Raw genomic sequence first — 12248 nt, 5'->3', positions numbered from 1 at the left:
GCACGTCGCCGGCACCGGGAGGAGAACGCATGCTCGCTCAAGGCCACCTCGCCGCGGACCCCCTGTTCGTGGACGCGCTCGACCGCGTCGAGGACACCACCGGGCGCTTCGCGCGGGCCGCCCAGCCGGCGCCCCCGGGCTGGCGGCGCGCGGAACGCGGCGGCTGGGTGGCCCTGGGGCGCGGGGACGCCCGGCTGCCGGCCCAGGGCTGGAAGATCCACGCCTCGGCGACGGCCGAGGAGGCCGCGCGGGTGGTCGACGCGGTGTGGGAGTACTGCGTGGAGCACGGCATCAGCTTCAAGTTCCTGCGCAGCCGCACCCTGTTGGCGCTGGTCAACGGCAAGCGGGCGCCGCGCCCGGCCGCCGGCAAGCTCGTCACCGTCTATCCGCGCTGCGAGGAACTGCTGGAGCGGACGCTACGGGACCTCTCGGCGCTGCTGCGGGGAGTGCGGGGGCCGTACATCCTCAGCGATCTGCGCTGGGGCGACGGCCCGTTGTACCTGCGCTACGGCGGTTTCTCCGCCCGCTACTGCTTCGGCCGCGACGGCGAGTACGTGCCCGCGGTGGTGCGCCCGGACGGCCTGCCGGTGCCCGACGTGCGCGGCACCGTCTTCAAGGTCCCGCCGTGGGCGCGGGTGCCGCCCTTCGTCGACGCGCGGATCCGCGCCGCCCGGGCGAGGACCGGCGACGGCCTGCCCTACCGGGTCGAGAAGGCCCTGCACTTCTCCAACAGCGGCGGCGTCTACCGCGCCGTCGACCCGGCCACCGGGCGGCGGGTGGTGCTGCGGGAGGCCCGCCCGTACGCCGGTGTCGACGACAACGGCATGGACGCGGTCGCCCGGCTGGACCGCGAGCACGCGGTGCTGCGGCGGCTGGCGGGGCTGGACTGCGTGCCGCGGGTCCTGGCCCGCACGCGGCACTGGGAACACCACTTCCTGGTCGAGGAGTTCGTCGAGGGCGAGCGGCTGCACGAGGCGATCGCCCGCCGCCACCCCCTCTTCCACCCCGGCGCGGGCGAGGAGGAGACCGCCGCCTACGCCGCGTGGGCGTGCGGGGTCCTCGACCGGGTGGCGGCCGCGACGGCGGCGCTGCACGCGCGGGGCGTCGTCTTCGGGGACCTGCAGCCCGCCAACGTGCTGCTGCGGCCGGACGGCAGCGTCTGCCTGGTCGACTTCGAGACATGCTTCGGCATCGCGGAGGACTTCACCCCCGTCCTGGGCACCGCCGGCTTCACGGCCCCCTGGGCCCGTTCGGGCGTCGCCGTCGACGCGTACGCCCTGGACTGCCTCAGGCTCGCGGTCCTCTGCCCGCTGACGGAGCTGCTGCGCTTCGACGCGCACAAGCACGAGCAGCTGATCCGGCTGGCGGAGAGCCGCTTCCCGCTGCCGCCCGGCTTCGGTGACCGGCTGCGCGAGGGGCTCGCCCCGCCCCCGGACGCCTCCCCCGCGCCGGCCGTCGCCTGGCCCGTGGGGCCGGCCGGCCGCGGCGGGCCGGCCTCCGGCCGGGACGACGGCACCGCCGGGGAGCACGATCCCGGCTGGGAGGCGGTGCTGGCGTCCCTGGCCCGGGCCGTCCTGGGCAGCGCCACACCGGAGCGGGAGGACCGCCTCTTCCCGGGCGACGTCCGGCAGTTCGACGAGCAGGGCGCGGGCCTCGCCTTCGGTGCGGCGGGGGTCCTGCACGCACTGCACCGCACGGGGCACGGCACGGGCCCCCGCTTCGACGGGTACGTCGACTGGCTGGCACGGGCGGCCGAACGCACCCGCTGGCCGCGGCCCGGCCTGTACGACGGGCTGGCGGGCGTGGCGTACGTCCTCGACGAGCTCGGCCGCCCGCAGCAGGCCCGGGCAGCGGTCGACCGGCTGGCCGCCTTCGACCTGCGGGGATGCGGAGCGGGGCTGTTCGGCGGGCTCGCCGGGATCGCCCTGACGCTGTGGCACCTCGGCGACGCGGAGGGGGCGCTGCGGCTCGGCGACCGGCTGGCGCGCGCCCTGGACGACGAGCCGTCGCCGCCGGCTGCCGTGGGGCTGATGCGCGGCTGGTCGGGCCCGGCGCTGCTGTTCACCCGGCTCTTCGCCGGGACGGGGGACGAGCGCCAGCTGCGCCGCGCCGAGGCCGCGCTGACCCGGGACCTGGCCCACTGCGGGGTCACGCGCGGACGGTTCGTGCACGTGCGGGAGGGCGAGCGCCGGGTCACCACGCTCGGGCGGGGCAGCGCCGGGATCGGCATGGCCCTCGACGCGTACCTGGGGCAGCGCGAGGACGCCCACTTCCGCCGGCTGCGCGACCGCATCGGCGAGAGCCTGGGCACCGAACTGCTGCTGTCCTCCGGTCTCCTGGACGGCCATGCCGGACTGCTGTACGCCCTCACGCACCTCGGCGGGCCGGCCGGCGCGCGCCGGGTGCAGCTGCGGGGGCTGGGGCTGCACGCGGTGCGGTGCGGGGGTGAGCTGGCGTTCCCGATGGACGGGCGGCTGCGGCTGTCGATGGACCTGGCGACGGGCACGGCGGGCGTCCTGCTCGCGGTGCACGCCGCGACGCGGCCCGGTTCGACCGCTTCCCTGCCGTTCCTGCCGTTCCCGCGGCCGGCGTGAGGGGCGCGCCGGATGGAGGCGCGGGCGGCCCGTCGCCGCCCGCTCCCCCGGGCCGCCGACGGGTTCGCCACCTTCCGCCCTGGGAGTGCTCAGCGGCCGAGCACGTCGGCGCGGACGCGGGCCACGTCCCGGGCCACGCCGGTGAGCCACGCCTCGGCGTCGACGGCCAGCAGCACCGGGACGGCGTCCGCGGCCGCCGCCCATTCCGTGCAACGGCCCGGCGGGGGCGGGCCGTCGGCGGACGGGGCTTCGCCCGGCGCGGGACGGGTCCCCGAGCGCAGCAGTTCGCCGGACCGGCGGCACTCGGCCGCCACCTCCTCGGCCAGGGCGGTCAGCCCCGCGGCCGCCTCCGGGGGCAGCGGGGCGGGGCCGGCCCCGTCCGGGCAGCGCATCAGCATCAGCTCGCCGCCGCGCACCATGTGGTAGCCGGCCACCAGGGCGAGCTCCCAGTGCGGGTCCGCCGTGTGCCGGGGCATGCGCTCGGCCTGGTACTGGCAGTAGGTGGCCTCGGCCAGGAGCATCGCCCGGCGGGCGGGCCGCAGGGGGTCCGCGGGGCAGGGTCTGCCGCACAGCACGTCGACGACCGCCCGGCAGGCCGCGGCGCCCTCGGTGAGGAAGCCGGCGAGCGCGCCCCGCAGTTCCCCGTGCCCGCCGCGCGGCCAGGCGAGCAGGCTCACGGCCGCGCCCACGGCGCCGCCGGCGAGCACGTCCACGATCCGCACGGCGGACAGCTGCCAGTGCGGCACCGACAGCTGAGTGAAGATCAGGACGAAGGCGAGGGTGAACACCGCCTGTTCCCAGGCCGGCCCGAGCACGGGCCCGGCGGTGAGGCCGGCGAGGAGGACGACGGGCAGGACGGCGGCGTAGAAGAGGGGGGCCTCGCCCACCGCGACGAGCAGGAGGGCGGCCAGCCCGGCGCCGGCGGCGGTGCCGAGGAAGGCGGGGCGCAGGGCCGTACGGGTGTCGGCGGCGGAGGTGCGCAGGAGGCTGAGCGTCGCCAGCAGCATCCAGAAGCCGTGCGACAGGCCCAGCCCGCCGGCCACGAGCCGGGCGATCGCCATGGCCAGGGCGACCCGGAGGGCGTTCTGCAGGTGGACCGAGCGGGGGGTCAGGTGCAGGCGCAGCCGTCGCCACCACAGCCGGGCGGCGGGCTCGGTGGCGTACCGGAACGGCCAGGCGGGGGCACGGCCCTCGGCGGTGGGGCGGACGCCGAGGGCGATGCGGGACGCCTGCGCGGCCAGCAGTGCCCCTTCGGCGGCGGCCTTGACGACCGCGTCCTGGTGCCGCCGCAGGGGTGAGGTGCCGGGGAGGGCGTCCGCGCGGGCGGCGTCGAAGGCGGCGACGGCCTCGGACAGGCCGGCGGCCTCGTCCGGCGGGGACCCGCGGCGCAGGCCGGCGGCCACCGGGTCCAGGGCCGCAGCGGTCCGGCCCAGCAGGGCCAGCGCGGGCGGGGCGGCCACGGGTGGCCGGTCGGCGTCTCCGTAGAGCCGGTCGAGCTGGTCGCGTACGTGCCGGACGGCCGCGCGGGCGTGGTTGAGGGCCCGGTCGTGGGCGGAGGGCGAGGTGGGGCGCTCGGTGGACGGCAGGCGGGACGGGCGGGCGGCGTCGAGGGCGCGGTCGGCGGCGGCCCGGGTGTCCCCCGCTCCGGCGGCGGCCGTCGCACAGCTGCCGGCCACGGCGGCGGTCGCGTCGGCGAGGCGCACGCGGTACGGCACGGACGGGGGCTCGGGCCGCAGGACCCGCTCCACGAGTGCGGTGAGCAGGATGCCGGTGGTCAGGCCCGCCAGGCGGGAGCCGAGCGTGTCCGGGGCGTAGGGCGGGAAGCAGGGCAGGACGTAGAAGAGCTGCACGGCGACGCTCACCCCGGCCAGCCGGGGGCCGCCGACGCCGCCGAAGGAGACGGCGAAGCCGACGACGAACATGCCGCAGGCGGCGGCCCAGTCGCGGACGGCGAGCAGGGTCCCGGCGGTGACCATGAGGCAGCCCACGGGCACCATGGCCAGCAGGGTACCCGTGCGTTGCCGAGCGGTGCCGCCGAGCCGCGAGAACATCACCAGCGGCAGGGAGCCGAACATGGCGTACAGCCCCATGAGCGGGTCGCCCAGTCCGTAGGTGCACGCGTAGAAGCCGGTGCACCCGGCGATCGTCGCCCAGAGAGCACGCCGCGCAGCCTGCGCCCCGCCCCGCCGCCACGACAACCGACGGACCGCGGCACCTTCCCCCACCGACCCTCCGGCCGGACTACGGGCACGAACCATGACGCCTCCCCAGGCTAGGCCGCTCCGGGGCTCCCGCAACCGGGCCGGGCCGACGGCCGGGCGGGCGGCACGGCGAAGCCGGGGCGACGCCGCCGCAGGGGTATGCCGGGCTGCCTGCCGACCCACGGCGCTCCACCCGCCGGCCGGGGGCCGACACCGGCAGGGCAGCGCGGCAGAGCCGAGGCGACCACCGCCCCGGGGCACACCGGGCGGCCTGCCGACCACGGCGCTCCACCCGCCTGCCGGCGCCCACTCCCGCCGGGCAGCGCGGCGAATCCGAGCCGATCGCCCCCCCACAGGCACACCCCCCGCCCTGCGAACCACGGCCCTCCAACCCGGCGGGTGGCAGACACCGGGCGGGCGGCACGGCAAACCCAAGGCGACCACCGCCCCAGCGCAAGCCGGGCGGCCTGCCGACCCACGGCGCTCCACCCGCCTGCCGGCGCCCACTCCCGCCGGGCAGCGCGGGGAATCCGAGCCGATCGCCGCCCACAGGCAACCGCCCGGCCCGCGGAACACCCGCTGCCCCAGCAGCCGGCGGGCCACGGCGGGCCACCTGCCGGGGCCGGCGCCCACCGACCCGGGTGGCGGATCCGTCCGCCTCCTCCGGTCAGGCCGCCGCGGCGAAGGCCGCCAGGCGCTGTTCGATCTGGGGGGCGGTGGCGTGGCCCACGGCCAGGACGGCGGCGCGGGCGCCGTCGACCGCCAGGAGGGTGGGGAAGCCCTCGACGCCGTACTCCGCCGACCGGCGGAAGTCGGCGCGGGCGGCGTTCGCCGACGCCGGGGACGTGAAGGCGGCGACCACGGCGTCCGCGTCCAGGCCGGCCCGCTCCGCGACCGTGCGGTAGGTGCCGGCCTCGGAGAGGCTGAGCCCGTCGACATAGAACGCCTCCTGGAGCGCCGCGGCCAGTTCCGCCGCCCGCTCGGGGGCGGCCTGGCGCAGGGCGGCCATGCCGCGGGCGGCGGCCTCGGAGTCCATGACGAACGAGCCGTCCGCGATCAGCCGGTCGTAGGCGGCGCCGAACGCGGCCCCCGTCATCTCGGCGATCTTGGCGTTGGCGCCCTGCACGTAGCCGAACTCCCGGATCGGTACCCGGCGGGCCCCGGTGAACAGGCCGCCCGAGACGACCTCCACCGGCAGCTCGGGCCGGCGGCGGGCGACCTCGGCCAGGGTGGCCGAGAAGCCGTGGGACCAGCCGCAGTAGGCGTCGAAGACGTAGACGAGCTGCATGGGGGATGCCTCCAGGGGCGGTGGTGCGGTGCCCGTCGGCACGGGCGGTTCATCTGCTCCAACAGTATCTGCTGCGTCAGACATTCCCGCGCGCCGCCCGGGATTCCTCACCGCAGCCGCGGCAGCGCGTCCCTGGCCGCGTGGCTGAGGGTCTTCAGGTCCTCCGCGAACCGCTCGCGGTGGTCCTCCGGCAGCGGCTCCAGGAAGAAGCGCCGGATGTTCTCCACGTGGATCCGTGCCGCCCGCACCACCGTCTCCTCGCCCCGGGGCGTCAGCCGCACCAGCCGTCCCCGCCGGTCGTCGGGGTCGGCGTCCCGGACCACCAGTCCCACCGCCTCCATCCGGTCCACGAGCCGGGTGACCCCGCCGGTGCTCAGCACGCGCTCCTGGGCGATCGCCCGCATCGGCAGTCCCGCGTCTCCCGCCCGGCCCAGGATCAGCAGCACCTCGAACATCAGGTGGCTGATCCCGCACTCCTCCTCGATCGCCCGGCCCAGGATGTACTCCAGCCGGTTCGCGGCCCCCTGCAGCCGCCCGAACGCCAGCACGAGGCCGTCGTTCGCCGCCTGCTCCGCCGTCGCGATCTCCGCTTCCCCTGCCACCTGGCCCCTCTCACCGCGCCTCGGCGCGCATGCGCCACCCCCGGAGCCTACGAGGAGAACGGCCGCACCGGCCGCACCCCCCGGGCCGTCGCCGCCGGAGCGCCGCCGGCGGGCACACAGGCGAAAGGGTGGTCACCCGATGGCGGGAAGGGTCGGGGCGGAAGGCAGAATCGGAGGGTGTCCAGACGAACGAGCCCACGCCGGCAGCCGGCGATCACCGCCACCTCACCGTGCCCCTGCGGGCTCGGCGCACCGTACGGGGAGTGCTGCGGCAGCCTCCACCAGGGCCGGGCGGCGGCGCCCACGGCCGAGCGGCTGATGCGCTCGCGCTACAGCGCCTTCGTGGTCCGCGACGCCGCCTATCTGCTGCGGACCTGGCACTCCACGACGCGGCCGCCCGGGCTGGACTTCGATCCCGGCATCACCTGGACGGGTCTCGACGTCCTGGGTGCCACGGGCGGCAGCGCCTTCCACCAGGAGGGCACGGTGGAGTTCCGCGCCCACTACAGGGTGGGAGGGGAGGCGGACAGCCAGCACGAGCTCAGCCGCTTCGTCCGCGAGGACGGACTGTGGGTGTACGTGGACGCGGTCGGCTGACCGGACCGGCGGACCGCCCCGGACGAGGGCGGGCCCGGCCCCCCTTGGCCTCAGACGAGGTCGAAGGGTTCGACGCCGTGGCCCTCCCAGATCCGCCGTGACGCGTCCTCGGGGTACGGGCCCGTTCCGGTCCCCGCGCCCAGGAGCCGGGTGAGCCGCCCGTCGGTGACCCGGTAGGCCGGCCAGCCCGGGTCGCCGTGGGCGGCGAACGACGCCCACGAGCGGCGCATGTCGTCCCCCAGGGCGAGCACGTCCCCGGGCGGCGGCTCGTCCCCGTGGAACAGGCGCGCGGCGGGGGCACTGTAGGTGCCGAACAGCAGCGACACGTCCAGGCCGTGGGCGGCGCCGAGGGCGGCGCCCAGCGCGGGCGCGGGCAGGCACAGCTCGTAGAGGTGGGCCGTGCCGCCGCCGGCGGAGTGGGCGTCGGCGAGGTGCAGCGACGGCATGCGGAACATCACGTCGCTGTAGAGCAGTTCGAAGAGCGCGGCCGGTGAGGCGTCCGGATGGGCGGCGCGGTAGGCCCGTTCGCCGTCGGGTGCGGGGGCCAGGGCGCGCAGCGCCGCCGCGGCGTCCTCGTCGGTGATCTTCTCGGGGTGGCCGGAGAGCACGAGGAAGGGGCGGAACTCGTCCCGGGTGTGACCGACCAGCAGGTCGGTCTCGCTCGCGCGGCCGTCGCGCAGGCTCCGCCACGGCACGTCCGGTACGACGTCACCGTCGACGACCGGGAGGAAGGGGACGCCCGAGCGGGCCAGCCGGCCCCAGCGGTCGGTGCGGGCGGGCAGTTCCCCCATGAGCGGGTCGACGGCGTCGGCCAGGCGTTGCGGGCTCACCGCGGCGAGCCCGGCGGTGGTGGGGGCGGTGCCGAGCCGGGCGGCCAGATCGGCGGTGACCTCCGCCGCCAGGGCGGGCGTCACGTAGAGGCCGGGCACGGACTGGGCGATGGCCCGGCGGAAGAGGCCAGCGGCCCGGGGGGCGGCGAGCAGCGTGGCGATCGAGCCCGCTCCGGCGGACTGTCCGCAGAGGGTGACCCGGTCCGGGTTGCCGCCGAAGCGGGCGATGTTCTGCCGCACCCAGTCGAGGGCGGCGAGCTGGTCGAGCAGGCCGCGGTTGTCCGGGGCCCCCGGGAGGTGGGCGAAGCCTTCGGCGCCCACCCGGTAGTTGAGGGTGACCACAATCAGTCCGCCCTGGCCGGCCAGGAGCGCGGCGTCGTACAGGGGATCGCCCGCGGCCCCGGAGACGTAGGCCCCGCCGGGGATCCACACCAGGACCGGCAGTCCGGAACCGCCGGGGTCCGGGGTCCAGACGTTCAGGGTGAGCCAGTCGGTGCCGGCCGGGTCCCCGGGGATGCGGGCGGGCCCGGACTGCGGTGGTGGCGGCCCGAAGACGAGCGCGTCGCGGACCCCGTCCCAGGGGAGGGGCGGCTGGGGCGCGGCGAAGCGCAGGTTTCCGACGGGGGGCCGGGCATAGGGGACGCCGCGGAAGACGGCGAGGCCCCCGGCGGTCAGTTCTCCGCGCACGACGCCCTGAGCAGTACGTATCTCCATGCCCTTAGCCCTCCCCCGCACCGCGCCATCCCATGTGTGCGGGGACGGCTGTGTGCGGCCCACCGTGTGGCGGCCCCGCCGGGCGGCGGGGCCGTGGAGCGGGGCTACTTGACGCGGCCGTACCAGACGCTGTTGGTCCAGATCTTCTCCAGCCGGACGGAGGTGCCGGGCTTCGGGGCGTGCCAGATCTTGTTGTTACCCGCGTAGATCCCCACGTGGTAGACGTTGCTGCCGCTGTGGAAGAAGACCAGGTCGCCCGCCTGCCGGGAGCCGCCGGACAGGTGCCGGGTGGCGTTGTACTGGCTGGCGGCGGTGCGCGGGAGGGTCTTGCCGGCCTTCTTGAACGAGTAGAGCGTCAGGCCCGAGCAGTCGAACCGGTTGGGGCCCGTGGCGCCGTACTGGTAGGGGGAGCCCTGCTTGCCGGCGGCGACCTTCAGCGCCTGTTCGCCGGCGGTCGCCGCCTGGGCCGCGGGGGCCAGGCCGGGGACGAGGACCGTGGCCGCGAGCGTGGCGGCGGTGACGGCCGACGCGGCGCCGGCCCGGGAAATGAGCGCAGGTATGCGAGGCATCGCAGACATGCCAAAGCCCTTCGGCATCCGCCTACGAAAGATGACCTGTCGGGTTCGGGCTGCGAAGTTGCCCGGCCACGGTGTGGCTTCACCCCAAGAACCACCGCGTTCGTGGTTCGTACTGCTTGGGTCTCCCGCTCCTGCCGATTCGTCGAATCGTTTCCGCACCCGGTGCGGCGGCAGGACTCGGCGTCCGCCCGGGTCGCCCGCCTCGGTGACGGGATCTTGTGTTCGGTGAGAGATCCTGCACCATCAGTCGCTCAAATTCGGGCCCCAAACGGTCATCTGTGAACTTCTTCACTTCAGATGCAAACAGGGAACCGCGGCAGTTCCACGGCCCGCCGCCTGCCGCTAAACCCCTTCCTCCCCGGGCAGTTGGAGCGCGGAACGGCCAACTCCGCGACGTGCGTTCAACACGGCTGCCGCCACGCGTCCAGCTCCAGCTTCTTCTTCATGGAACTGAGCCCCAGCCGCCCGGCCGTGCCGCAGAACTCCCTCGGGGACAGGTCGTATTCGACATGGAAGACCGCTTTGTTCTGTTTCACGAAGGGGGTGAGCTTCTCGCACTCGCCGTACTGGGCGCACTGCTCGTTGACCGCGAAATCGAAGTCGCGCACCAGCTCCGGGATCTGTTCGAGATCGTTCTTCAAACCGATGGCCAGTCCGCGGTCATGAGCGAGTTTGACCAGCATTCGGTTGAAGGCCAGTTGGTCGGCGGCGGTCAGCGAGAAACCGGTGCGGTTGCGGAATCCCTCGGTCAGATCCGGTTCGACCGCGTCGAACCCCTTCTGCCGGCACATGTCGATCCGCGCTGCCATGATCGGCCGCAAGGCGTCGAGACGGCGGATGTCCAGCCATTTCTCGCCGTCCCAGCCCTTGTTGTTCTTCCCGAGCACCGACTTGGGGAATTCAGAATGATCGGGACGGAAGTCCTCCCAGGCCCCGGCATTGATGTAACAGATCACCTTGCGGCCGCGGGCGTGCAGCTCCGCCACCGTCTCCGCCGAGTTCTCGAAGCCGTCGATGTCGTAGACGGGGACGTCGACCGAGGTGTCGACCTTCCCGCCGAGCTGCCACTGCCAGCGCAGGCCCGGCCGGGGCTGCCAGCGGCGCGACGCCGGGGGCGCCGAGCCGTCCGGCGCCGCGCTCATGCGGTCCACCGGACGCTCGTCGCCGCCCGGCGCCTCGTCCGGCGACGAGCCCGAACAGCCCGCGAGCACGAGCGGCAGCACGAGCAGCAGCACGCCCCGGAGCCCCGCCCCGGACGGCCGCCCCGTCACCGGGTGCTCCCCACGGCCCGTTCCCCCGCGCGGGGCACGCTGCACCAGGGGTTGGCCCCCGTGCCCGGAACGGCACAGTGCACCCCGGCCCCCCGGGCCGCGGCGGTCCGCGCGACCTGTGCGGTGCGGTCGGGCGGCACCGCGTGGACGAGGTGGCAGAAGCGGCCCGGCGGATGGTCGGCGGTCCACGCGGGCACACCGGCCCGCCGGTACGCCTCCCACGTCCCCTCGAAGGTGACCAGCAGGTCGGCGAGCGCGGCGTAGCCGGGGGCGGGATGGGTGCCCGGGTTCAGGACGACGCAGCGCGCGCCCAGCAGGCGGGCGGCGGTGGCGAGTCCGCGGTAGCGGGGCAGGGCCGCGGCGTCGGCCGCGGCCTGGTCGAAGAAGACGCCGTCCACGCCGTACCACCGACGGTGCCGGAGGACGTCGGCGGCCACCGCGCGGGGCGGCCGCCGGCCGTAGCCGGTGTCGACGTAGCCCAGCAGCCGCACCCCCGCCCGGCGCAGCCGTCGGGCGACGTCCCGGAAGGCGGGGTCACAGCTGCTGCCGGGGCCGTCCGCCACGTTGAGCACGACCGCGTGCAGGCCGGGGGCGGCCGCCACGAGGGCGGCCCACTCCTCGGGGTGGGTCGCCGGGTGCACGTACAGCGGGACGAGCAGGCGCCCGTCGCCGTCCCACGGCGCGTGCGGTGCGGGGCGCTTCATCGGACGGGCTCCGCGGGGCGGCCGCCGGCCCCGGCCCACAGGTCGGCGAGGGAGTCCTCCAGCCGGTGCCGGGGCGCCCAGTCCAGGGCACGGCCGGCGGCGGTGATGTCGGCCTGCTGCCAGGGGACGGCGGCGGAGCGGGGCGAGCCGTCGCCGTCCTCGTCGATCCGGACGCCGCCGGGCCCGTCGAGGCCGGCGGCGTGCAGCAGCCCCTCGGCGACGGCCCGGACCGGGCGTGCGGTGCCGCTGCCGACGTTGAGGACGCCGGGCAGCGGCCGCGGGGCCGTCACGGCGCAGACGACGGCGTCGGCCACGTCGCGCGCATCGACGAAGTCGCGGTGCGCGGAGAGGTCGCCGGTGCGCACCCGGCCGCCGGGGCGGGCCCGGTGCAGCTCGGTGGCGAGCCGGCCGGGCAGGGAGGCGGACGGGGCGCCGGGGCCCACGGGGTTGAACACCCGCAGCACGACGGCGTCGAGGCCCGAGGCGGTCACGGCGAGGGTGCCGGCGAGCTTGCTCGCCCCGTACAGGCCGAGGGGGCGGGCCGGGTCGGTCTCGGTGACGGGCCGGTGGCCGTCGGCGGGTCCGTACTCGGCGGCCGACCCCAGGTGCACCAGGCGTGCGTCGGGGGCGGCCGCGTGCAGGGCCTCGCACAGGGCGGCGGGGCCGCGGGCGTTGACGGCGGTGAGGGTCAGCGGGTTGCCGCCGACCGCCCCGGCGCAGTTGACGACCGCGTCCGGTGCGGCCTCGCGCAGGACGGCCGCGAGCCGGTCGGGGACGATCGTGGCCAGGTCGACGGACAGGGCGGAGCCGGGCGCCCGGCCGCCGCCGAGCACCCGGACGCCCGGAAGGGCGCGCAGGTGCGCGGCGGC

The 12248-nt window shown here is 76.4% G+C and carries 10 protein-coding genes and 1 riboswitch; of the genes, 2 read left to right on the top strand and 8 right to left on the bottom strand.

What is annotated here, in order from left to right; genetic code table 11:
- Nucleotides 1-29: 29 nt before the first annotated feature.
- On the top strand, nt 30-2594 hold the full coding sequence (lanKC, locus tag LE181_RS29515; protein ID WP_225664576.1) for a class III lanthionine synthetase LanKC: 2565 nt from the start codon (nt 30-32) through the stop codon (nt 2592-2594).
- A gap of 89 nt (nt 2595-2683) precedes the next feature.
- On the opposite strand, the gene LE181_RS29510 is transcribed toward lanKC, so the two are convergent.
- The 3 genes from LE181_RS29510 to LE181_RS29500 form a co-directional block, all read right to left on the bottom strand.
- Nucleotides 2684-4792: an FUSC family protein gene (locus tag LE181_RS29510; RefSeq protein WP_225664575.1), complete on the bottom strand. Its 2109-nt coding sequence runs from the start codon at nt 4790-4792 to the stop codon at nt 2684-2686.
- Between the two features lie 670 nt (nt 4793-5462).
- Nucleotides 5463-6083: a DsbA family protein gene (locus tag LE181_RS29505; RefSeq protein WP_225664578.1), complete on the bottom strand. Its 621-nt coding sequence runs from the start codon at nt 6081-6083 to the stop codon at nt 5463-5465.
- Between the two features lie 107 nt (nt 6084-6190).
- Nucleotides 6191-6685 (bottom strand): MarR family winged helix-turn-helix transcriptional regulator, encoded by a 495-nt coding sequence (locus LE181_RS29500; RefSeq protein WP_225664574.1) that lies wholly within the window; start codon nt 6683-6685, stop codon nt 6191-6193.
- 177 nt (nt 6686-6862) lie between these two features.
- On the opposite strand from LE181_RS29500, the gene LE181_RS29495 reads away from it, so the two are divergent.
- Nucleotides 6863-7282 carry a YchJ family protein gene (locus LE181_RS29495; protein WP_225664573.1) on the top strand — a complete coding sequence of 140 codons (420 nt, stop codon included), beginning with the start codon at nt 6863-6865 and terminating at the stop codon, nt 7280-7282.
- Between the two features lie 50 nt (nt 7283-7332).
- On the opposite strand, the gene LE181_RS29490 is transcribed toward LE181_RS29495, so the two are convergent.
- The 5 genes from LE181_RS29490 to LE181_RS29470 all read right to left on the bottom strand — a co-directional run.
- On the bottom strand, nt 7333-8826 hold the full coding sequence (locus tag LE181_RS29490; RefSeq protein WP_225664572.1) for a carboxylesterase/lipase family protein: 1494 nt from the start codon (nt 8824-8826) through the stop codon (nt 7333-7335).
- 104 nt (nt 8827-8930) lie between these two features.
- Complete coding sequence (locus LE181_RS29485) at nt 8931-9404, bottom strand: C40 family peptidase (RefSeq protein WP_225664571.1); 474 nt, start codon at nt 9402-9404, stop codon at nt 8931-8933.
- 4 nt (nt 9405-9408) lie between these two features.
- A riboswitch (cyclic di-AMP (ydaO/yuaA leader) is annotated at nt 9409-9559 on the bottom strand.
- Between the two features lie 246 nt (nt 9560-9805).
- Nucleotides 9806-10639, bottom strand: a complete 834-nt coding sequence (locus LE181_RS29480; protein WP_225664570.1) for an endo alpha-1,4 polygalactosaminidase — start codon at nt 10637-10639, stop codon at nt 9806-9808.
- A 32-nt stretch (nt 10640-10671) separates the two neighbouring features.
- A complete protein-coding gene (locus tag LE181_RS29475) occupies nt 10672-11379 on the bottom strand; it encodes a spherulation-specific family 4 protein (RefSeq protein ID WP_225664569.1) in 708 nt (235 codons plus the stop codon).
- On the bottom strand, nt 11376-12248 hold an 873-nt coding region (locus tag LE181_RS29470), incomplete at its 5' end, for an NAD-dependent epimerase/dehydratase family protein (protein WP_372458537.1). The genes LE181_RS29470 and LE181_RS29475, both read right to left, overlap by 4 nt.

This window comes from Streptomyces sichuanensis (genome assembly GCF_020328095.1).
GTDB classification, from domain to species: Bacteria; Actinomycetota; Actinomycetes; order Streptomycetales; family Streptomycetaceae; genus Streptomyces; species Streptomyces cinnamoneus.
This window is presented reverse-complemented; position numbering and strand designations above follow the sequence as displayed.

Bases quoted from the DNA above. Each gene is read 5' to 3' on its own strand.
- LE181_RS29485 (WP_225664571.1), bottom strand. From the start codon at position 9,404: ATGTCTGCGATGCCTCGCATACCTGCGCTCATTTCCCGGGCCGGCGCC.
- lanKC (WP_225664576.1), top strand. From the start codon at position 30: ATGCTCGCTCAAGGCCACCTCGCCGCGGACCCCCTGTTCGTGGACGCG.
- LE181_RS29505 (WP_225664578.1), bottom strand. From the start codon at position 6,083: ATGCAGCTCGTCTACGTCTTCGACGCCTACTGCGGCTGGTCCCACGGC.
- LE181_RS29490 (WP_225664572.1), bottom strand. From the start codon at position 8,826: ATGGAGATACGTACTGCTCAGGGCGTCGTGCGCGGAGAACTGACCGCC.
- LE181_RS29475 (WP_225664569.1), bottom strand. From the start codon at position 11,379: ATGAAGCGCCCCGCACCGCACGCGCCGTGGGACGGCGACGGGCGCCTG.